The organism is Bacillus sp. EKM501B, assembly GCF_011800505.1.
GTDB lineage: Bacteria > Bacillota > Bacilli > Bacillales > Bacillaceae_G > Bacillus_A > Bacillus_A cereus.
Window position 1 is genome coordinate 436,253 of sequence record NZ_JAALFZ010000001.1, and the last position, 22,327, is coordinate 458,579.

A 22,327-nucleotide genomic window follows, 5' to 3' on the forward strand; every position below is an offset into this window, starting at 1 on the left:
TCCCGTATGAACACAATAAAAAAAGGCTGTAGAATGATTCATTCTACAGCCTTTAATAGATTTTTAATCTATCAACCTTCTAATAATAATGACTTTGGATCTTCAAGCATATCTTTAACAGCAACAAGGAAGCTAACTGCTTCTTTACCATCAACAATACGGTGATCGTAAGATAAAGCAATGTACATCATTGGGCGGTTTTCCATACGCTCGTTATCAATTGCAACTGGGCGTACTTGGATTTTATGCATTCCTAAAATACCAACTTGTGGGCTATTTAGGATCGGTGTTGACATTAGAGAACCGAACACACCACCGTTTGTAATTGTAAATGTACCACCTTGTAGTTCTTTTAATGAAAGTTTGTTGTCACGTGCTTTTTTACCTAATTCACGAATTTCACTTTCAATTTCAGCGAAATTTAATTGGTTGGCATCGCGTACAACTGGAACAACTAATCCATCTGGAGCTGCTACTGCAATACCGATATCATAGAATTTTTTAATGATAAGCTCGTCACCTTGAATTTCAGCATTTAATAATGGGAATTGTTTTAATGCTGCAACAACTGCTTTTGTGAAGAATGACATGAAGCCAAGACGTACATCATGTTTTTTCTCGAAAGCATCTTTGCGTTCTTTACGTAATTCCATGATCGCACTCATATCAACTTCGTTAAATGTTGTTAACATTGCAGATGTTTGTTGAACTTCTACAAGACGTTTTGCAATTGTTTGACGGCGGCGGGACATTTTCACGCGCTCAACTGGTTTTTCGAATTCCGTTTTTGCAACTGGAGCAGGAGCTGGACTCTTTGGAGCAGCTGGTGCTTCTTTTGGTACTGCAGCATGAGCTTGTACATCATGTGGTCTCACGCGTCCAAGTGGGTCTGTGCTACGTACGTCGTTTAAGTCGATTCCTAATTCACGAGCCATTTTTCTAGCAGCTGGTGATGCGATAGGACGGTTTGTATTTGGTAACCCTTGTAGTGTTGCAGTTTGCTCAGCATTTGGTGCCGCAGCTTTCGGTGCTTCAGTCGTTTCTTGTTTTGGTTGCTCAGCCACTGGTGCAGGTGTACTTACTGCAACTGGTGCTCCATTAGCATCTAAAATTGCGATAGTTGCACCAACTTCAACTGTATCCCCAGGTTCGCCTAGTAACTTCGATACAATACCTGAATCTTCTGCAATGATTTCTACATTGACTTTATCAGTTTCAAGCTCAACAACGCTGCCACCTTTCTCAACTTTGTCGCCTACGTTGATAAGCCATTGTGAAATAGTTCCTTCAGTAATAGATTCTGCAAGCTCAGGTACTTTAATTTCGATCATTTTAAATGTCCTCCCCTTATTTGCCTAACGGTGTGTTTTTTCTTCTTTTGTCTTCGGTAATCTCCATTTGTTAGCCTGGCCTTGGGCAGAATATCTGCCCAAGGAACAAGCTAGAAAGCTTCATTGTTACTTTTTAGTTGCTGTAAACTTCAATTTCTTGTTTATCTTGACGGAAGTTATACTTCACATCTAAAGCATGTGCAACAATTAGTTCTTGCTCAGCTTTGTGAGCGAATGGATCGCCGCCAGATGGACTAGAGCGATCAGGACGTCCAATGTAGCCTGTTTTCACTTTATCTCCAGCAAGTTCGAACAGAATTGGAGCCATGTAATGCCATGCGCCCATATTACGAGGTTCTTCTTGAACCCAAATGATTTCTTCTAAGTTTTTAAAGCGTTTAATAATAGATTGAACTTTCTCAGCAGGGAATGGGTACAATTGCTCAATACGAACGACATGAACTTCGTCTAAGTTGTACTCATGTTTACCAGACTCGATTTCTGCTGCTAAGTCAATCGCCATTTTACCTGTGCTTAAAACAAGACGTTTTACTTTATTTGGTTTCATGCCAAGGTTTTCTTGTTCTAAAGCAGGTTGGAAACGTCCTTCGCTTAACTGACTAGCAGTTGAAAGCGTAAGTGGGTGACGTAATAAACTCTTCGGCGTCATCAATACTAATGGTCGAACAGCTTCTGTTCCTAAGATAGATGCTTGACGACGCAGGATATGGAAGTATTGAGCCGCGCTCGTTAAGTTTGCAACTGTCCAGTTATTCTCAGCAGCTAACTGTAAGAAACGCTCTGGACGTGCACTAGAGTGCTCTGGTCCTTGACCTTCATAACCGTGTGGTAATAGAAGAACTAAGCCAGATTTTTGACCCCATTTTGCTCTTCCAGCTGAAACATATTGATCAAATAATGCTTGCGCAGTATTTGAGAAGTCACCATATTGCGCTTCCCACATAACAAGAGTTTCTGGAGCGAATACGTTATAACCATATTCGTAACCAACAACAGCAGCCTCTGATAACGGACTGTTATGAACAGAGAATGAAGCATTAATGTTTGGTAAGCGATGTAATGGTGAATATGTTTCATTTGTATCAGTATCGTGTAATACGATATGACGGTGTGCGAATGTACCACGCTGTGAATCTTGACCAGTTAAACGAATTGGCGTACCTTCTTGTAAAATAGAAGCGAATGCTAATGATTCAGCAAGTGCCCATTCAATTTTGCCGTTCTCTTCAAGAGCATCTTTACGGCGCTCAAGAATTTTCTTCACTTTCGGATATACGTTAAAGCCTTCTGGCCAAGATAGTAGACCTTCATTAATTGTACGAAGTGAGTCAATCTCAACGCCAGTATCAATTGACTGAATACCTTTTGCAACAACATCTGGTACTTTAACGTGAATTGTTGCATCACTCGTATCAGCTGGTGGTACGAGTGCATAGTCGGATTTTAATTGCTCTTGTATAAACTGTGTAATTGTTTCAACCTCATCTGCATTTAGAACACCAGCAGCTTGTAATTGATCTGCATAAATTGCTCTTACAGTTGGATGGTTTTTAATTTTTTTGTACACTTGTGGTTGCGTAACTGCCGGGTCATCCATTTCGTTATGACCGTAGCGGCGGTAACCAATTAAATCGATTAAGAAGTCTTTTTTGAACAACATGCGATATTGAATCGCAAGGTTAGCAGCTGCAAGACAAGCTTCCGGATCATCAGCATTCACGTGAACAATCGGAATATCGAAACCTTTTGCAAGGTCACTTGAATATTTCGTAGAACGAGAATCATAGCTATCAGTCGTAAAACCAACTGCATTGTTTGCGATAACATGAATCGTTCCGCCTGTTTGGTACGCGTTCAATCTGCTTAAGTTGAGTGTCTCAGATACAATACCTTGACCAGGGAATGCAGCATCACCATGAACTAAAATTACGAATGATTTTGAAGTATCTTGATCTGGAAGACCAGATTTTTTACGATTCTCTTGAGCCGCACGTGCGAAACCTTCTACTACAGGATTCACGAACTCAAGATGACTCGGGTTATTTGCTAATGTAACGCGAGTACTAACTTCTTCGTTACTAACGACTTGTTCTCTACCTAAATGGTATTTCACGTCGCCAGTCCAGCCAGAATTAGCCACTGCGCCTTCTATTTTTGCATGTTTGAACTCAGCAAACATGTGGCTATATGGTTTTTCTAATACGTGAGCAAGTACGCTTAGGCGACCGCGGTGAGCCATACCAATCATGACATCCTCTACGCCGTTCTTAGCACCTTCTAGAACAATTTCATCTAAAACAGGTACAAGCATATCAACGCCCTCGATAGAGAAACGTTTTTGCCCAACGAATGTTTTATGCAAGAATTGCTCGAAACCTTCAACAGCTGTTAAACGTTTTAAAAGAGCAGTTCGTTTTTTATTTGATAGTGGTTGACGCAATGAATTTGATTCCACCATTTGATGCAACCACGCGCGTTCTTCACTATCTTGTATATGAGAAAATTCATAAGCTAAAGATTTTGTATAAACGTCTTTTAATCTATGAATTACATCAAGTGCAGTGTGAATACCTTCTGGTGCATCTTGCCATACCGTTTTCGCTGGAATCGCTTTCAAGTCAGCATCGCTCAGTTCGTTCATTGCTTTCTCAAGAAGAGATTGTCCATTTGCAGCATCTTCCATCGGGTTGATGTGAGCCAACGTGTGCCCGAAAGAACGAATCTGCTCAACAAGTTGAACGACTTTAAGAATTTTTTCAATGTTACCTGTGTTTTGAGGAGAAAAATGTGTTGCTGTGTTGTCCCCTGTTACGACATCATCTTGAAACGAAGGAGCTCCAAAAATTTCAAAAAGCTCTTGTAATTCCGGATCAACAGAACCTGCTCCAGTTACGTAAAGATCATACTGCTCAATAACATAACCAAGGTTCGGACCGTGGAACTTGGCCCAAGGGTTTGTCGTTGTATTCTTCCTCGTCATTTGTTTAAACCTCCCAATGCATATAATCCTTTTCCATACAAAGGTGCATTTTGCTCTTTTTCAATAAGTAATGAATCAATAATCAATGTAAATGTTTTTCTTTACTCTTATGTTATTACAATAATTTACATAATACCAAACACTATTACTTATCTGTTTTGTAAAAAAACATTCACAATAACTTATCACCCAAGTTAATCTTTCATGTTATAAAGTAATTTTACAGAAAAATGGGGTGGATATATTTGGTATGCCTATACTAATAGCTATAATTGTTGCATTTAAATATAGGTATAATAGTTAGAATGTTTCGATAAAAACAGTTTGAATTATGTATATTGAAATAATAAGCGCTTTCATAGATATTATACAACAATATAACGGAATATAGTATAAAAAATAAAAAATTATGAATTTATCGTAAACTTTATTTAGATAGTGTTAAATATTGAAAGGAAAGCGAAGGATTTCTACAAAAAAAGTTGCTAAACATAAAAAATGCTCCATAAACAGTTAGTTTCTATAAATATGACGAAAAACACCGTAAAACAAATAACGCATTTCGTGAAATAAAGAAATAAATGAAATATTTTAAAAGGATAAAACAAATATGGAGATATTAAATTTTAAAAAAAGAAGTGAGGAGATATAGTAACATTTATTTACAGTGTTCCGTGTTTCGCTTCAAAATAGACGTGCTGAAATTTAAAAAAGTTTCTTCTATATTATTGAATATACTTATGGCACTTATAATGAGTACCGTCTTTATCTCATTTGTTGTTTTGGCAAAAAGATATTAAGATGGAAGAGAGAAAGGAAGATTAACATATGCAAATGATGTATGCTTTTGGCATTGGGCTTGTATTATTTTTAGCCGTATTCTTATTTATTCGTAAAGACGTTCAAGGTGGGACATTAACGAAGCGAGGATTTTATAAATTAATCGGCTGTTTAGTTGTTATGCTTATAGCAATTATTGTAATGATCGTATTAATTAATCAGTCACTATAGAATGTAAAAACGGAACCTTACTTTGGTAAGGTTTTTCTTTATTGTTCAACCTAAAAATCACCACCAAATCCATTTTTTGAAAATAAATTGTGTTATATAATCCAATGAAATGATAGATAAGGAGTGTAGTATATGAATAAAAAAACTATCTTCTATTTATTAACTTGTATACTACTTGTAGCTAGTACTACTTATATAATATGTAACAAAAGAGAACAAGTGCCACCTATATTAGTATGGGACGAACAAGAATACTATGTTACGAATGAACCTGCCAAAGTAGAAGAAGTTGGGCAAAAACTTGGCGAAGTAACAAAGAAAATTAAAACAAGTAAAAAACCTACTAAAAATAGAGAATCTAATACATTACAAGAGAAAACAGAAGTATTCATAATGATTGAGGAAGAAAAAAGTGATTACCCGCCTTTAATCATAAAGGAAGCTTATAGTGATGAATATAGGGTAGTGAGGCCGATGTTGAAGCAAGTATTATGATGAAAAGGGGATTCATATGCAGACAGTAACTTTGTATCCGTGGTCGTTAAGAAAAATATTTGTCTTTTTCCTCCTATCGGTGCCGCTTACATTTTGATGAATAGAGGAGCAATACAAAAGAGAGATTACATTTTATATTTATTATTTGCTACTATGAATATATCACTTTGGTTATCGCTTATGATTTTTGATCGGAGTATGTGGATGGTAGCAGGGCATTATATAATTGGAGCAATTGTTATTGTTTTTTCAAATATAAATAAGAGATAATCCAGCAATCTTAAAGTTGCTGGGTTTTATTTTGATATTTATAATTAAGAAACAAATTTTGAATAGAGAGTAGTGGGCGTTATGAGATGGAAAGCAGGAACGTTTGAAAAAATAGAAACGAATGACTCATCTATTGAGAAACTCATACATACATTTAAGGAACAAAACGTAAATGGCGGAGTGGTTATAAGCTGTTTTAAAGTACATAACGAAAATTTTTTTAAAGAAATACCATATTGGAAAGATGGACACGAGCACTTCTTTAGAAGAATCTTTAACTCTTTAGATATAATCAATAGCTTAGAAGAGTTAAAAATACATACGTCAGAAAAATATAAGTTGCATTTTAAAGAGCAATGGGCAGTCATGCTTGATGGTAGCATTGCCGCTCAAATTTTGTCGGGCGGAGCATATGAAGGATTTAAGGAACGACCAGTTATCGCAAAACAATTAGCCGTGAATGTATGTCAATATATGTTCCAAGATCGCTATGAAGATATTAAAGTGTTCAAAAGCTATTGCCCTTGGACAGATTGGTTTTACGATGTTGCATGGGATGCTACTTGGATGGTGTTAGATAGTAGGGAGCGTAAAATGTGGTTCATTTGTGCTACGGATACAGATTGATAGAAGAGGGGCCTTGTAGGAATGCTGCAAGGCCCTTTATCTTTTGGGAATTAATAGAAAACAAATCATATAAATGCTATACTAAAAAATGTTTGTAATGTCAGTTTCATAATATTGTATGATGCTGACTTACTAGAAAAGATAAGAGGAGAATGAACGTGCAAAAGATAAAGAAATTATTGCTATTAATGATGGTAGTAGGATTAACAGCAGGTGTTTTAGCGGGGTGTGCAAATCCGAAAGATACTACAGAAGAATTTTTAACAGCGATACAAAAAGGTGATGTAGAAAAGGCTCGTACATTTGTTGAGAGTGACAAGGAATTTAATAAACTAAATGAAAAAACAGATGATGCTGAGGCAAAAGCAATGCTAAGTGCAATTACGAAAAACTTTAAATTTGAAAAGCTAGAAGAAGTATCGAAAAAGGATGACAAAGCAGAAGTGAAAGTGAAAATTACATCTGCAGATCTATCCGTTGCTGTAACAAAAGCAGTGGGAGAAGTTATGCCAATGGCGTTCGCTAGTGCCTTTAGTGAAGACAAAGAACAATCTGAAAAAGCAATCGAAAAAACAATGACATCAACTATCGTCAAAAACTTAGCAGATAAAGATGCAGCAATGGCAACTCGCGAAGTTACATTGAACTTAAAGAAAGACAAAGATGGCGACTATAAAATCGTTGCTGACGATAACTTGAAAGAAGTATTGTTTGCCAATGCGAAGTCTTTGGAGAAGATGTTTGGTGGGAAGTAATTGAATTAGATAAAAAGAGACACCATATCACGTAGAAGGTTGATATGGTGTCTCTTTTTTATGACCCCGGAGAGGCTCGAACTCACGACCTCCACCCTGTCAAGGTGGCGCTCTCCCTGCTGAGCTACGGGATCCCAACTATAAATGTTACCATCAGCAATGTATTTTCATTTCATTCGTGTAATCGGAGAATTTGTACAATTTGTTGAGTATTGTAACATTTGATGTATTCCTATAATAGCAACAAACTTTAATGGTGTAAAGGTGTAATTTTCTGAATATTCATATTCTAATTTTTGTATAAAAAAATAAGCCCCGAAGAGCTTATTTTAATAATAATATCAACGCAATTATCAATGATATTTTCAAAAATACAATCATAAATAATGGAGCTTGTTCATAAGCTATCGTCCTGTAACTGTCATTCCTGCTGTGTAAATTGTATCAATAGAACCGTCAGCGCCTTTTATTTCGACTTTATAACGATATGTTCCATCTTCATAAATATCATCGCCATATCCTGTGAAAGTTGCAATTTCATCATTGCTTCCAGCTGGGACCCATTGATTTTGCCAACGGAAGTTGGTTTCAAATTCTCCCCATCTATCGCCATATTTCTTTTCAAGGCTGACATTGTAATGAATTTCTTCAGCTCGGTCATTTGTAATTCTTGCAATTACGCTGTTACCAAAAGTAACTTGTGTAGAGTGTACCTGAACTGTAACACCGTTCACCGTTTCACCAGGACCACAAATGTAATGACAACCATCCCATTCGTCAGCATGTGCTTTTGGTGTATCAATGTTCATAACCGTTAAACCGCCTAAAGCTAATGCGCCAGTTAATAATACTTTACCAAATGTTTTCACTTGAAATTCCCCCTAAGTATATTCTCAATTCGTTCGATAGATATCACATTAATCTAATGGAACGTTTTTTCCTTAAGTGTATTCGCTATGAATCTTTCATCTTGTAGTAATCTAACCTCTACATAAAATTTCATAGTTTTGATTCCGTATATGTATCATGATTTACATAGAACAAATCTGTTAATACGTTTTGGTTATTTACTTATCACACGTCTCTCTATTACCTTTTATTGGTAAAACATTGGTTTTATTATATACCATTATTATCTATTTACAAGAGAAAATAATACTGTATGCAAAAATGCATAATATAAAACACTGCTTGTATTCTGAATTATAGAATACAAGCAGTGTTGGGTTTCAATTAATATTTGATTGGAACCTAATGCTAATTTTCTATACTTAACAGTATACATATATCACTTTTTTTAGTCATAATTGATAAACCTTGTCCAGGGGACGCTCTTCTTGCTGAGCTACGGGATCTTCAAAAGGGAAAGTATAAGCCGATTATGCTAGTAATGTATGAAGGAATAATGATGAGAAGCGAATTTAGTAGAAAGTAGTCTTTGGATGTAGTGGTTATATTATTTACGATACCAATCCAAAGGACCTTCAGCACTCAAATCAACAAGAAAAGGGAGTAAGAAATGTAAAGGTAAGCTTATAAGTTCTGGCATAGCGTTCACCGTTTTCTTTGATAGATATTGTCTCATAAAACAATACGGACAATCCTTTTCAAATGTCACGAGTATTGCCCATACATCTTTTATTGTCCACTTCGTTTTACAATACGTACAACGCGTCATGAGGTTCCTCCTCATTTTAAGTTTTCTTCTAGTATACTCCATTCCATTGTAAGAAAGTCATTTGTATTTGGTGTGGTAAAATGTAAGTTGTTTTATTTTTATGTGAATCTATTTAGTCATTTATGAACAATTACATATCATTTGATATTTTTGCAGAATGATAGATTTTCAGTTTCAATATGCCAATTGGCCAATATATCCTTTTTACAATTTACTGAAAATCATGTATAACAGAGATACATGATTATTTTATCTCGCTATTTGCGGGCAGTAAGATCCCTTACCTCGAAATTCAGCAAAAGTAAAGAAGTTAGGTTCGGGTCGGAATGCCCGTAAAAGTCCGATTCGTGAGGGTTGATGAAAGTTTCACTTTATAAATATTCAGAAGTAGAGGGAGAAAAGTTGTAATGGTAAGAAAAACGTTCAAGATGCGCGTGTCTAAAAATAGAACGATTTCGATTAATGGATCGATTCTTGATGTGGATGTTACACATGATGAATTTTTACAAGAGTTTGTTGAGTGGGTTGATTCTAAAGGTTGGTCGTTTATGGGAATAACAGATGAGATTACGCCCGAGGAAGCTAGTCAAAAGTTAATAGATTCGTTGATTGATGAGAAGGATAAGAAAGAGTAATTCCTTCTTATTTTTATTGTATATTTATGTTCTTTATCGTAAAAGTATGATATAGTAAAAAATAGTGAAAATTCTTCCAATATAATACAAATTACATATGATTGGTAGATTTATTATTTTGTTAAGGAGTAAATGGAAAAGGGAGAGTCATATGGTAAATTTTAAGAAAATTTTGGTTTTTATTACAGTTATTTGTTCGTTTTTTTTGACGCCCATAACATTGCGTGCTGAGACGAATATTGGAGTAAATCCAGAACAAGTTGCACCACCACCTGCGGAAGGACCGAATGTTTTTAGTCAGTTTGCAACGACAATTGATGCAAAAACAGGAGATGTTTTGTATGACAAAAACGCATATCACCGAGCATATCCTGCTAGTACGACGAAAGTGTTAACAGCGATTTTACTCATGGAGCATACAAAGCCAGAGGACCAATTTACATTTTCACAATTAGCATTAGATCAAGAGAAGAGTAATTATCAAATTGAGTTTCAACCTGGAGAGACAATTAATAGAAATACTGCGCTTATGATTTTAATGGTGCTGAGTGCGAATGATGTGTCGTATGCGATTGCGGAGCGGATTGGCGGGAGTGTTGAGAATTTCGCTAATATGATGAATGAGAAAGCGAAGCAATTAGGAGCGAAAGATAGCCACTTTGTAACACCGAATGGATTGCATGATCCGAACCATTATACGACGCCGTATGATATGGCTATGATTACGAAGGGTGTGCAAAAGTATCCTGAAATTTTACAAGCGATGAATACGAAAAGAACGACAGTTACGACGTCTAGGCAGACGGTGTCTATTTTTAATAAATCTAATTTTTTTGAAAATCCATATAGCATTGGCGGTAAGACAGGGTTTACGAATGAAGCACGTAATACACTTGTTTTATTAAATGAGAAAGATGGAAATCGTATTATAAGCGTAGTAATGGCTTCTCAAAGACCTGAAATTTATGAAGATTTGAAGCAGATGGCGGAATATTCTTTCGGTCAATTTACGAAGCAAATGGTGCTTGATAAACATAATTGGCATCAAAAAACAACATATTTAAATAAAGATGTTAATTCTGAGTTGGAACAAAGTGCGGAGCTTATGCTTAAGAAAGATGAAGGGAAAAATGTGAAAACTATTTTCCGGGCGGCTTCATTAGATAAAGAATCTTTATATCATAAAGGAATACATCGTGGTGAGGTAGTTGGTGCAGTTGATATTACGAAAAATAATCAAACAATTGCGACGGTAAATGTTCTTTCAACAGAAGATGTCACTTTTACGATGCCTAAAAAAGATACAACTATGCCTGAAGTAAAAGACTCAAATGTGAAAGTAATAAGTGTTGGGATAGGTGCGATTATATTATTTGGAGCAATTTTATATGTAGTGTTGCGCCGAAATACAAAAGGAATGAAATCAGAAGGTAAATAAATTACTAATAAAAAGACTGTGTAAAATTTTGGCACAGTCTTTTTTCTATATTTTAAATAACTAATAATTGTAAATTTTCTTATTGCAATAACTTAAAGTTCGTTATATCATTTACTTGTGTTCTTGTTAAAGAACGAAGTGGATATTGCATACTTCAAATAATATAAAACAACGGAGAGGGAGAGAGACGATGAAATTAATATGGAAGATAATTAGCAACGCGATCTCATTTGTTTTATTTGCATTGATGGTTTTTTTAGCTTTTGTAGTTATTTCTTCAAAAGCAAGCGGTGGTGATCCGACAGTGATGGGATATCAATTTAAGAGCGTTCTTTCAGGATCAATGGAGCCGACGTTTTTAACAGGATCAATCATTGCAATAGAACCAAACAAAGATGGTTCTAAATATCAAAAAGGTGATGTTATTACCTTTAAAGAGAAAGATCAAAAAATTATCACTCACCGTATTATCGGTGTGAAAGATACAAATGGAAAAGTAATGTATGAAACAAAAGGGGATAACAACAACGGACCAGATTTAGAGCCAGTACTTGCAGAAAATGTAGTTGGAAAGTATGCAGATATTACAGTTCCGTATGTTGGTTATTTACTGAATTATGCGAATTCAAAAGCGGGAGCAGCATTACTTCTTATTATTCCAGGAGTCTTTTTACTTGGGTATTCCGCGATTTCTATTTTTGGTGCTATTCGTAGCATTGACGGAGAAAAGAAAGATAAAAAAGTAGAACAATCCGTCTAGTTCGTTTGGTTATACTTTCCGTTTAGGAAGTTAACAAATATATATTAAGGGGATATGGACATGACTTTAAAGAAAAAATTAGGAATGGGTATTACATCAGCAGTATTAGGAGCAGCTTTAGTTGGTGGAGGAACATTTGCATTTTTCAGTGATAAAGAAGTGTCAAATAATACATTTGCGGCTGGAACACTGGATTTAGCATTAAATCCATCAACAGTTGTTAACGTATCGAATTTAAAACCTGGGGATACAATTGAAAAAGAATTTAAACTAGAAAATAAAGGCTCTTTAAATATTAAAAAGGTTCTACTGAAAACAGATTATAATGTAGAAGATGTAAAGAAAGACAATAAAGATGATTTTGGTAAACATATTAAAGTAACATTCTTAAAAAATGTAGATAAGCATGAGACAATTGTGAAACAAACTACTTTAGATAAATTAAAAGGTGACACACTTACAGCTGTAGATAATGATTTATCGGCTTGGTTCTGGGATGAAAAAGGTATTTCAGCAGGTAAATCTGATAAATTCAAAGTGAAATTTGAGTTTGTTGATAATGGAAAAGATCAAAATCAATTCCAAGGCGATAAGTTACAATTAAATTGGACGTTTGATGCACAACAAACAGCAGGTGAAGAAAGATAATAAGAAAAAGGGCTATCACATGGATAGCCCTTTTTCTATTTTTCTAGTATTTGTCTATCAATTTTAATAGTTCTTTACTATAATATAGATAATGTTCTGTATAAAGAACGTAATGTTCGATGGGAGAGATTAAGATGCTGAAAAGACCGCGTAATTTTAAAAAGATGCTTATATTGCCGTGTATGTGTTCTATTACGTTTTATTTAGGATCTCAAATTATGACGCATACAGAAGCGGCGTTCATTCATGAAACGAAAGTAGAAGCGACGCTTTCTACAGCAATTATATTTCCGAAAACAGTTAATACGTTAAAAGAGCAATCTGAGAAACATAAACAGTTTATTGAGCGTGAGTATGGAACGATGAAGGGAAAATCGAAAGCAACTTCTATTGAAGAAATAAAACAGGCGATTTCTGTATGGCAACAAGGGCGTGAGAAAATTGTTGCTGAGAAGGAAGCCCTGCAAAATGTATATACTGAAATAGAAGCTCCTTACAATCAAATACAAGAAGAATTAAAGGTAAATAAAGATGAGTCGATGCAGCAAGTGTCCATATATGTAAATGAAGGCTTCCGCAGTATCAAAGAGAAGCGTGACTATATTGAGAAAGAAATTAGCTTGAAAGCTATTGATGAGCAAATTCAGGCTCTTCAGCAACAATTAAACGTTGCAATTGAAGCGGAAGGACAAAAGAAAGCAGAAGAACAGAAGAAAGTAGAAGAACAGAAGAAAGCAGAAGAACAGAAGAAAGCAGAAGAACAGAAGAAAGCAGAAGAACAGAAGAAAGTAGAAGAACAGAAGAAAGCAGAGGAACAGAAGAAAGTAGAAGAACAGAAGAAAGCAGAAGAACAGAAGAAAGTAGAAGAGCAGAAGAAAGCGGAAGAACAGAAAAAGCTAGAAGAGCAAAAAAAAGCGGAGTAACTGCTTTAGTGAAACAGCCGGAAAACAAGAATGTGGTGTAAGAGAGAGTGAACGAATAAGCAAGACTAGTAATATTTATACGAGTGTGAGGGAACGTTAGCCCTCACCTCTTTGTTTTTCTTTTTTCTTATAGTATTAAATGATTTGAGTGTGAAAAAAGTTATAAATTATCATTGTTTTTTTCTGAAAAGTCTAAATGATATTGAGAAATAAAAATAACTGAAAATATTAATAAATATGTGTTGTGTTTATATAGGGTTGTTCGTTATAATGAACATAAGGTTTTTAAAAAAGAACGCATATTAGCTAAGCTAATATAGTTTTCTTTACATCTCTTATTGAAAAATAAGTGATAAAAATATAAAAAAAAGCTAGGGGGAATTGATTGTGAGTCTGAAAAAGAAATTAGGTATGGGAGTTGCATCAGCAGCATTGGGGTTAGCTTTAATTGGTGGAGGAACATTTGCATTCTTTAGCGATAAAGAAGTATCAAACAATACATTTGCAGCTGGGACGTTAGACCTTACATTAAACCCTAAGACGCTTGTAGATATTAAAGATTTAAAACCAGGGGATTCTGTTAAGAAAGAGTTCTTATTACAAAACAGCGGTTCGTTAACTATTAAAGACGTTAAATTAGCAACAAAGTATACTGTTAAAGATGCAAAAGGTGATAATGCTGGTGAAGACTTTGGTAAGCACGTTAAAGTAAAATTCCTTTGGAACTGGGATAAACAAAGTGAGCCTGTATACGAAACAACTTTAGCAGACTTACAAAAAGTTGATCCAGATCTTTTAGCTAAAGATATCTTTGCTCCTGAGTGGGGAGAAAAGGGTGGATTAGCAGCTGGTACAGAGGATTATCTATGGGTACAATTTGAATTTGTAGATGATGGAAAAGACCAAAATATCTTCCAAGGTGATACATTGAATTTAGAATGGACATTCAATGCTAACCAAGAAGCTGGGGAAGAAAAATAATAAAAAAAGCGGGTATTCCCGCTTTTTTTTATAAAGAAAAAGAAGTGCTGGTTGTAAGCACTTCTTTCTATTATTATTTTTGATTTTGCTTCCACTTTGTAAATTCAAGAAATTCACGAAATTGTTCTTTGGAGACACCAGAGTTCATTGCATCTTTAACGAGTTGTGTCCATTCGGAGTCTAGGTTAGTTTCCTTTGTTGTTTCATCATGAAGTAAAGTATCAACTGGAATTTGTAGAACTGCTGCGATCTTTTCAAGAAACTGAATGGAAGGGTTTTTTTGTAAATTTCGTTCTATAGAACTAATGTAAGATTTAGCAACGCCAGCTTTTTCGGCAAGTTCAGTTAATGAAATCCCTTTTTGTAAACGAAGGCGTTTTATACGTTCTCCAATCATATTTGCGCACCTTTCTATCAATATGTAGTTGTCTTATGATGTCATTATTATAACATAAACTTCGTTAAAAAGAACAAACCTATTGAGCCTGACTGGATGGCTTCATACGTTGGAAAAATTGCTCGATGTCTTGCATGGCGATACCAGCATCTAGAGCTTCAAGTATTAAATCAATCCATTCTTGATCCAGTGCGTCTGTCTTATCTTTGTACAAATGTAATTCCTCCCTAATTATCGGTCATAATTGCTGCTACAGAATACATGATAATGAAATCCGATTTTGTGTTTTATATAGTGAATTATCAAATATTGTGTAGATGAAACAAAGATAAAATCCCCATTAAACTCCCTCTATGGAAATTATAAATTGTTCGATAAAAACTTTCAATATTTTCAGAAAACATTGTTGAATTGTGATATATTCGTATGCTAACTATGAAATTTTTACAAATATATTAAAAACATTACATAATATGACTAAATATTGAAAAAATATTGAATTTTTAATAAAATTCAATTTGTAATACATATTATTTATTAGGGGAGGAAATAAGGGATGAACAAGAAACCGTTCAAAGTTTTGTCATCAATCGCATTGACAGCTGTATTAGGCCTTTCATTCGGAGCTGGCACTCAATCTGCATATGCTGAAACGCCTGTGAATAAAACAGCTACGAGCCCAGTTGATGATCATTTAATTCCGGAAGAACGTTTAGCAGATGCATTAAAAAAACGTGGGGTAATTGATTCGAAGGCTTCAGAGACAGAAACAAAGAAAGCAGTCGAAAAGTATGTAGAGAACAAAAAGGGTGAAAATCCTGGGAAAGAAGCAGCGAATGGGGACCAACTTACGAAAGATGCATCCGACTTTTTAAAGAAAGTGAAAGATGCGAAAGCAGACACGAAAGAAAAATTAAATCAACCAGCAACAGGCACACCTGCAGCAACAGGCCCAGTTAAAGGCGGTCTAAATGGTAAAGTACCAACTTCTCCAGCGAAACAAAAAGACTATAACGGTGAAGTTCGTAAAGACAAAGTACTCGTTTTACTTGTAGAGTACGCTGACTTTAAACATAATAATATCGACAAAGAGCCTGGATATATGTATTCTAACGATTTTAATAAAGAACACTATGAAAAAATGTTATTCGGCAACGAGCCATTCACATTAGATGATGGAAGTAAAATTGAAACGTTTAAACAATATTACGAAGAGCAATCTGGTGGTAGTTATACTGTAGACGGAACAGTTACAAAATGGTTAACAGTTCCTGGTAAAGCTGCTGATTACGGTGCAGATGCTGCTAGCGGCGGCCATGATAATAAAGGACCAAAAGGGCCACGTGATTTAGTAAAAGATGCATTAAAAGCAGCTGTAGATAGTGGTATTGATTTATCAGAGTTCGACCAATTTGATCAATACGATGTAAATGGTGATGGGAATAAAAATCAACCAGACGGTTTAATCGATCACTTAATGATTATTCATGCGGGTGTTGGACAAGAAGCAGGCGGTGGTAAATTAGGCGATGATGCAATTTGGTCGCACCGTTGGACAGTTGGACCAAAGCCATTCCCAATTGAAGGTACACAAGCGAAAGTACCATATTGGGGTGGAAAGATGGCAGCATTCGACTATACAATTGAACCAGAAGATGGAGCAGTTGGTGTATTCGCACATGAATATGGTCACGATTTAGGTCTTCCAGATGAGTACGATACACAATATAGTGGTCAAGGTGAGCCGATTGAAGCTTGGTCTATTATGAGTGGCGGAAGCTGGGCTGGTAAAATCGCTGGAACGACGCCAACGAGTTTCTCACCACAAAATAAAGAGTTTTTCCAAAAAACAATCGGTGGTAACTGGGCAAATATCGTAGAAGTAGATTACGAGAAATTAAATAAAGGTATCGGTCTAGCGACATATTTGGATCAAAGTGTTACGAAATCAGCAAGACCAGGTATGATCCGTGTTAACTTACCAGATAAAGATGTTAAAACAATTGAGCCAGCATTTGGAAAACAGTATTACTACAGCACAAAAGGTGACGATCTTCATACGAAGATGGAAACACCGTTGTTCGATTTAACGAATGCAACGAATGCAAAATTTGATTTCAAGTCATTATATGAGATTGAAGCAGGTTATGATTTCCTTGAAGTACACGCTGTAACAGAAGATGGTAAACAAACGTTAATTGAAAGACTTGGTGAGAAAGCAAATAGTGGAAATGCAGATTCGACAAATGGAAAATGGATTGACAAATCATATGATTTAAGTCAATTCAAAGGCAAGAAAGTAAAATTAACATTTGATTACATTACTGATGGTGGTTTAGCATTAAATGGATTCGCTCTTGATAATGCTTCATTAACAGTAGATGGTAAAGTAGTATTCTCTGATGACGCAGAAGGTACACCACAATTAAAATTAGATGGTTTCGTTGTATCTAACGGAACAGAGAAGAAAAAACATAACTACTATGTTGAGTGGAGAAACTATGCTGGGGCAGATAACGCGTTGAAATTTGCTCGCGGTCCAGTATTTAACACTGGTATGGTTGTATGGTATGCAGATTCAGCTTATACAGATAACTGGGTTGGTGTACATCCAGGACACGGTTTCCTTGGTGTAGTTGATTCTCATCCAGAAGCAATTGTTGGTACTTTAAATGGTAAACCAACAGTTAAGAGTAGTACACGATTCCAAATCGCTGATGCAGCGTTTTCATTTGACAAAACGCCAGCTTGGAAAGTCGTATCTCCAACGCGTGGAACATTTACGTATGATGGCTTAGCAGGCGTACCGAAGTTTGATGATTCTAAAACGTATATTAATCAACAGATTCCAGATGCAGGACGTATTTTACCGAAGCTTGGTTTGAAATTTGAAGTAGTAGGACAAGCTGATGATAATTCTGCAGGTGCTGTTCGTTTATATCGTTAATACTGTAAAACTACCGAGAGATTTTCTTTCGGTAGTTTTTTTGTGAGCAATGAATTTTATATAGCTGAAAAAGTCATATATAATGTAACCTTAAGAATAGAAATTTGTTATATATGAAGTTTATATAAATAATGAAAGAATTGGATAAAAATAGTGGGAGAAGGTGAGTGAATGAGTATTTCCTCTATTGTAAGTAGGCAAAAGGAATATTTTTTAAAAGGGCATACGAGAAGCATCGAAATGAGAAAGAATAATTTGAAGAAGCTTTATGAAGGCATTCAGCGTTTTGAAGAAGAAATATTTCAGGCATTGAAATTAGATTTAAATAAGTCAGTTCACGAGTCGTTTACAACGGAAGTTGGATATGTATTAAAAGAAATTTCCTTTCAATTGAAACATATGTCATCGTGGAGTAAACCGAAACGAGTTCGAACAGCACTTACTCATTTTGGATCAAAAGGAAAAGTAGTGCCAGAACCGTATGGTGTGACGCTTATTATTGCACCGTGGAACTATCCTTTTCAATTAGCAATTGCACCACTTGTAGGAGCACTGGCAGCTGGAAATACAATCGTTTTAAAGCCGTCAGAGTTAACGCCAAGCGTTTCAAAAGTGCTTAAGAGAATGTTAGATGAATTATTCCCAGAAGAGCTTGTAGCGGTAGTAGAAGGTGGCGTTGAAGAGAGTACATCTTTGCTGAAGGAACCGTTTGATTATATTTTCTTTACTGGTAGTGTTGGCGTTGGAAAAGTTGTAATGGAAGCAGCAGCGAAACAGTTGACGCCGCTCACTTTAGAACTTGGCGGGAAAAGTCCTTGTATTGTACATAAAGATGCAAAGATAGAGATGACAGCAAGAAGAATTGTTTGGGGTAAGTTTTTAAATGCAGGGCAGACGTGTGTAGCGCCTGATTATATGTACGTGCATTCTTCCGTGAAAGAAAAGCTAATTGAGGCACTGCGACATGAAATTACAGAGCAGTATAGTAAAGAACCTTTACAAAATGAAAATTACGTGCGTATTGTAAGTGAGCGTCATTTTGAACGATTATGTGGATTCTTACAAGATGGTCAAGTCGTAATTGGTGGAAACTATGAGAAAGATACTTTACATATTGAACCGACAGTACTAGCGGATATTACATGGCAAGATGCTGTTATGGAAGATGAAATTTTTGGTCCGATTTTACCAATCATAGAGTACGACAATATAGAAAATGTAATTGGCACAATCCAGCAACATCCGAAGCCGTTAGCGTTATATGTATTTTCTGAAGATAAAGAAGTACAAAAGAAAGTGACGAGTAATATTTCATATGGTGGAGGCTGTATTAATGATGTTGTCTATCACCTTGCTACGCCATATTTACCTTTTGGGGGTGTTGGAAGTAGTGGATTAGGGGGTTATCATGGGAAAGAAAGTTTTCGGACTTTTTCACATTATAAAAGCATTTTAGCCCAATCTACAGCATTCGACATGAAAATTCGTTACTCTTCTACAAAAAGTGCTTTAAAATTCATACGAAAGTTGTTAAAATGATGATGGTGTTTATCAGTAGGCGTAGCCGTATGATAATAGCCCCTTCGCAATGGAAGGGGTTTTTCTGTTCGACGTTATGTATCAGGCGAAAATGAATCAAACATACTACATAAAGAATAGAAACGAACGCTTGCTAAATAACCATTTTTGTTTGGATCGAAACAAAAAATAGTCTATAGAACATAAATATTTATTCATGAATATAAAAATTTAAAATTTAAGGTAGATAGGACGGGAAAATGAAAAAGATTATTAAAGTTGAAGCAGTTGAAAAACATTTTGGAAATCAAGTGATTATCCCACCTCTTTCTTTAGATATTAAAGAGGGAGAGTTTTTAACAATTTTAGGGCCGAGTGGCTGCGGGAAAACGACGTTACTTCGTATGATCGCAGGATTTGAAACTCCAACTAAAGGGAATCTTTTATTAGATGATGAAAGAATTAACGATTTGCCGCCATATAAGCGTCATATGAACCTAGTGTTCCAACATTACGCACTATTCCCACATATGACAGTAGAGAAGAATATTTGTTTTGGTATGAAAATGCAGAAAGTATCAGCAGCAGAGCAGAAAGAGCGTGCTGAAGAGGCAATGCGTTTAACGCAGTTACTTGAGTTCCGTAATCGTAAACCTGCGAAGCTTTCTGGTGGACAACAGCAGCGTGTTGCAATTGCAAGAGCGATTGTAAATAATCCGCGTGTATTACTATTAGATGAGCCACTTGGAGCGCTTGACTTTAAGTTACGAAAAGACTTGCAACGTGAATTGAAAAACTTACAACGTAATTTAGGAATTACGTTCATATACGTAACGCACGATCAAGAAGAAGCAATGAGCATGAGCGATCGTATTGTAGTTATGAATAAAGGACATATCGAACAAATCGGAACACCGAAAGAAATTTACAATAAGCCGAAAACATTGTTCGTTGCGACATTCATCGGTGAAAATAATATTGTGAAAAACGGGGAAGGCTATGTAGCAATTCGCCCTGAAAATGTAAAAGTACGTTCGGTTGAAGAGTCAATTTTAAAAGAATACCATCTTGGACATATTGAAGATATCGAGTTTGTCGGAAATATGGAGAAGCTTTATGTACGTGATGAGAAAACATCAGAATTACTAATGGCATATCAAACTGCTGAAGAGGCAGCACAGTGGAGCATTGGAGATAATGTATATGTAGGCTGGGAGCAAGAGGACGAGGTGACCTTAAATTGAAAAAAGGGAAATTACTCGCACTACCTACAGTCGCGTGGCTGTTAATTTTCTTCCTAATCCCGCTCGTATTCGTATTAGGATTCGCCTTCATGCAGCGCGGAGCTTACGGGACAGTAGAAATGCAATTTACGCTGGAGAATATATCCCGTGTGTTTGATCCATTATACTTAGGAACGTTATGGGAAACTGTTAAAATTGCAGTTATTACAACAGTAATATGTTTATTAATTGGTTATCCGTTTGCGTATACAATTACAATTGTTGACCGCAAATACCGCTCTATTCTTTTATTATTGGCAACGATCCCGTTTTGGATTAACTTTCTTGTTCGTTCATACGCATGGATTGTTATTTTACGTTCACAAGGTCTTGTGAATACGTTGTTATTAAAGCTTGGCATTATTAGTGAACCGTTAAATTTATTATATAATACTCCTTCTGTAATACTCGGAATGGTCTATTCTTTATTACCATTTATGATTTTACCAGTGTATGCAGCAATTGAGCAGTTGGATAAGCGTAAGCTAGAAGCGGCTTATGATTTAGGAGCAACACCAATAAAGGCATTTTGGAATATAACAGTGCCGATGACGATGTCAGGAATTGCGACTGGTTCTATTTTAGTATTCGTTTCTTCTATCGGAATGTTTGTTGTATCAGACGTGATGGGCGGATCGAAAGTAGCATTAATTGGAAACGTTATTCAAAATCAATTCTTAGGTGCACGTGACTGGCCGTTTGGATCTGCGTTATCGATTATCGTTGTTCTATTCTCTGTTCTGTTAATTTACTTATATTATCGTGCAACGAAAGTATATAAATATAATGAGAACGGAGGGGAATAGGCAAAGATGAAGAAGTTTTTAGTTTCTTATTCTTGGTTAATTTTGTTATTCTTGTATTTTCCAATGATGGTTTTAATGGTCTATTCTTTCAACGACTCTCGCATTAATGCGGAGTGGGAAGGTTTTACATTCCATTGGTATACAGATTTATTTCAAAAACAAGATGTTATTGATGCATTTGTAAATAGTATTACGATTGCAGTTATAACAACGATTGTGACAACGGTACTTGGTGTATTCTTTGCAATCGCTTTACATCGTTATAAATATCGTTTTGAAGGGGCTATTAATGGCCTTGTATATTTACCAATTTTAATTCCTGATATTTTAATGGGATTATCTTTACTAATTCTTTTCAGCCAGTTAGGAATGGAACTTGGACAAACAACGATTATTATTGCACATATTACATTTAGTATTTCGTTTGTTGTTGTTATTTTAGCTGCGCGTCTTTCAAGTATGGGACGTGACTTAGAAGAAGCTGCAAATGATTTAGGAGCAACGCCTTGGCAAACGTTTCGTTATGTAACGTTCCCAGCAATTGCACCGGGAGTTATTTCGGCAGCATTATTAACATTCACATTATCAATTGATGATTTTGTAATTAGTTTCTTCGTATCAGGACCAGGATCAACAACATTGCCACTATACATTTACAGTATGGTTAAGCGCGGAGTATCACCAGAAATCAATGCTCTTTCTACAATTTTAATTGTTGCTATCGTAGGATTAATGGTTCTATCTGAAATCTTCCGGAATAAAGGTGCAGATGGTGAAGAAAACTCTGGAGGACACCTTCCTTTATAATACGAACGATATAGAA

21 protein-coding genes, 1 tRNA gene and 2 pseudogenes are annotated in these 22,327 nt (G+C 35.7%); 17 read left to right on the top strand and 7 right to left on the bottom strand.

What is annotated here, in order from left to right; translation table 11 throughout:
• Positions 1 to 71: 71 nt before the first annotated feature.
• Together odhB and odhA are read right to left on the bottom strand one after the other, a co-directional pair.
• Positions 72 to 1,331, bottom strand: coding sequence for a 2-oxoglutarate dehydrogenase complex dihydrolipoyllysine-residue succinyltransferase (gene odhB, locus HFD78_RS02280; protein WP_000569928.1), 1,260 nt, complete (start codon positions 1,329 to 1,331; stop codon positions 72 to 74).
• 133 nt (positions 1,332 to 1,464) lie between these two features.
• Entirely contained in the window at positions 1,465 to 4,332 is a 2,868-nt protein-coding gene (gene odhA, locus HFD78_RS02285; protein ID WP_000197135.1) for a 2-oxoglutarate dehydrogenase E1 component, read from the bottom strand.
• A gap of 725 nt (positions 4,333 to 5,057) precedes the next feature.
• On the opposite strand from odhA, the pseudogene HFD78_RS30055 reads away from it, so the two are divergent.
• From HFD78_RS30055 to HFD78_RS02305, 6 genes and pseudogenes are all read left to right on the top strand, one after another.
• Positions 5,058 to 5,132: pseudogene (locus tag HFD78_RS30055) on the top strand (permease); the annotation flags it as partial.
• 28 nt (positions 5,133 to 5,160) lie between these two features.
• Complete coding sequence (locus tag HFD78_RS02290) at positions 5,161 to 5,343, top strand: DUF3976 domain-containing protein (RefSeq protein ID WP_001178294.1); 183 nt, start codon at positions 5,161 to 5,163, stop codon at positions 5,341 to 5,343.
• Positions 5,344 to 5,475: 132 nt separating this feature from the next.
• Complete coding sequence (locus tag HFD78_RS02295) at positions 5,476 to 5,838, top strand: hypothetical protein (RefSeq protein ID WP_001036576.1); 363 nt, start codon at positions 5,476 to 5,478, stop codon at positions 5,836 to 5,838.
• A gap of 16 nt (positions 5,839 to 5,854) precedes the next feature.
• Positions 5,855 to 6,108 (top strand): annotated as a pseudogene (locus HFD78_RS29380) (hypothetical protein).
• 81 nt (positions 6,109 to 6,189) lie between these two features.
• The gene (locus tag HFD78_RS02300) at positions 6,190 to 6,735 is read left to right on the top strand and encodes a hypothetical protein (protein WP_001267321.1); all 546 of its coding nucleotides are present in this window, start codon (positions 6,190 to 6,192) and stop codon (positions 6,733 to 6,735) included.
• 158 nt (positions 6,736 to 6,893) lie between these two features.
• Positions 6,894 to 7,490: a DUF4878 domain-containing protein gene (locus tag HFD78_RS02305; RefSeq protein ID WP_001169482.1), complete on the top strand. Its 597-nt coding sequence runs from the start codon at positions 6,894 to 6,896 to the stop codon at positions 7,488 to 7,490.
• Positions 7,491 to 7,551: 61 nt separating this feature from the next.
• Here HFD78_RS02305 and HFD78_RS02310 read toward each other — a convergent pair.
• The 3 genes from HFD78_RS02310 to HFD78_RS02320 all read right to left on the bottom strand — a co-directional run bounded on the left by HFD78_RS02310 (position 7,552) and on the right by HFD78_RS02320 (position 9,168).
• A tRNA-Val gene (locus tag HFD78_RS02310) sits at positions 7,552 to 7,624 on the bottom strand.
• Between the two features lie 270 nt (positions 7,625 to 7,894).
• Positions 7,895 to 8,359: a hypothetical protein gene (locus HFD78_RS02315; RefSeq protein ID WP_000846653.1), complete on the bottom strand. Its 465-nt coding sequence runs from the start codon at positions 8,357 to 8,359 to the stop codon at positions 7,895 to 7,897.
• A 587-nt stretch (positions 8,360 to 8,946) separates the two neighbouring features.
• A complete protein-coding gene (locus tag HFD78_RS02320; protein ID WP_000196288.1) occupies positions 8,947 to 9,168 on the bottom strand; it encodes a hypothetical protein in 222 nt (73 codons plus the stop codon).
• Between the two features lie 407 nt (positions 9,169 to 9,575).
• Here HFD78_RS02320 and HFD78_RS02325 point away from each other — a divergent pair, with 407 nt between their 5' ends.
• From HFD78_RS02325 to calY, 6 genes are all read left to right on the top strand, one after another.
• Positions 9,576 to 9,803: a hypothetical protein gene (locus HFD78_RS02325; protein WP_000251856.1), complete on the top strand. Its 228-nt coding sequence runs from the start codon at positions 9,576 to 9,578 to the stop codon at positions 9,801 to 9,803.
• 151 nt (positions 9,804 to 9,954) lie between these two features.
• The gene (locus HFD78_RS02330; protein WP_000247031.1) at positions 9,955 to 11,241 is read left to right on the top strand and encodes a D-alanyl-D-alanine carboxypeptidase family protein; all 1,287 of its coding nucleotides are present in this window, start codon (positions 9,955 to 9,957) and stop codon (positions 11,239 to 11,241) included.
• Between the two features lie 190 nt (positions 11,242 to 11,431).
• Positions 11,432 to 12,001 carry a signal peptidase I SipW gene (gene sipW / locus HFD78_RS02335; protein ID WP_000767792.1) on the top strand — a complete coding sequence of 190 codons (570 nt, stop codon included), beginning with the start codon at positions 11,432 to 11,434 and terminating at the stop codon, positions 11,999 to 12,001.
• A 60-nt stretch (positions 12,002 to 12,061) separates the two neighbouring features.
• Entirely contained in the window at positions 12,062 to 12,649 is a 588-nt protein-coding gene (locus tag HFD78_RS02340) for a CalY family protein (protein ID WP_000172854.1), read from the top strand.
• A 119-nt stretch (positions 12,650 to 12,768) separates the two neighbouring features.
• Positions 12,769 to 13,572, top strand: coding sequence for a DUF4047 domain-containing protein (locus tag HFD78_RS02345; RefSeq protein ID WP_002196312.1), 804 nt, complete (start codon positions 12,769 to 12,771; stop codon positions 13,570 to 13,572).
• Between the two features lie 387 nt (positions 13,573 to 13,959).
• Positions 13,960 to 14,553, top strand: a complete 594-nt coding sequence (calY, locus tag HFD78_RS02350; RefSeq protein WP_000053713.1) for a biofilm matrix protein CalY — start codon at positions 13,960 to 13,962, stop codon at positions 14,551 to 14,553.
• A gap of 73 nt (positions 14,554 to 14,626) precedes the next feature.
• Here the strand turns inward: calY and HFD78_RS02355 are convergent, their stop codons facing one another.
• Together HFD78_RS02355 and HFD78_RS02360 are read right to left on the bottom strand one after the other, a co-directional pair.
• Complete coding sequence (locus HFD78_RS02355; protein ID WP_000578885.1) at positions 14,627 to 14,950, bottom strand: helix-turn-helix domain-containing protein; 324 nt, start codon at positions 14,948 to 14,950, stop codon at positions 14,627 to 14,629.
• 79 nt (positions 14,951 to 15,029) lie between these two features.
• On the bottom strand, positions 15,030 to 15,164 hold the full coding sequence (locus HFD78_RS02360; protein ID WP_000276219.1) for an anti-repressor SinI family protein: 135 nt from the start codon (positions 15,162 to 15,164) through the stop codon (positions 15,030 to 15,032).
• Between the two features lie 342 nt (positions 15,165 to 15,506).
• Between HFD78_RS02360 and inhA1 the strand changes: the two genes are divergently transcribed.
• The 5 genes from inhA1 to potC all read left to right on the top strand — a co-directional run bounded on the left by inhA1 (position 15,507) and on the right by potC (position 22,311).
• A complete protein-coding gene (gene inhA1, locus HFD78_RS02365; RefSeq protein ID WP_001035943.1) occupies positions 15,507 to 17,897 on the top strand; it encodes a M6 family metalloprotease immune inhibitor InhA1 in 2,391 nt (796 codons plus the stop codon).
• Between the two features lie 171 nt (positions 17,898 to 18,068).
• On the top strand, positions 18,069 to 19,436 hold the full coding sequence (locus HFD78_RS02370; protein ID WP_000028382.1) for an aldehyde dehydrogenase: 1,368 nt from the start codon (positions 18,069 to 18,071) through the stop codon (positions 19,434 to 19,436).
• 239 nt (positions 19,437 to 19,675) lie between these two features.
• Positions 19,676 to 20,659, top strand: coding sequence for a spermidine/putrescine ABC transporter ATP-binding protein PotA (potA, locus tag HFD78_RS02375; protein WP_000720336.1), 984 nt, complete (start codon positions 19,676 to 19,678; stop codon positions 20,657 to 20,659).
• A complete protein-coding gene (potB, locus tag HFD78_RS02380; RefSeq protein WP_000715500.1) occupies positions 20,656 to 21,504 on the top strand; it encodes a spermidine/putrescine ABC transporter permease PotB in 849 nt (282 codons plus the stop codon). Before potA ends, potB begins: the two co-directional genes overlap by 4 nt.
• Before the next feature lie 6 nt (positions 21,505 to 21,510).
• Positions 21,511 to 22,311: a spermidine/putrescine ABC transporter permease PotC gene (potC, locus tag HFD78_RS02385; protein WP_000714192.1), complete on the top strand. Its 801-nt coding sequence runs from the start codon at positions 21,511 to 21,513 to the stop codon at positions 22,309 to 22,311.
• Positions 22,312 to 22,327 lie beyond the last annotated feature (16 nt).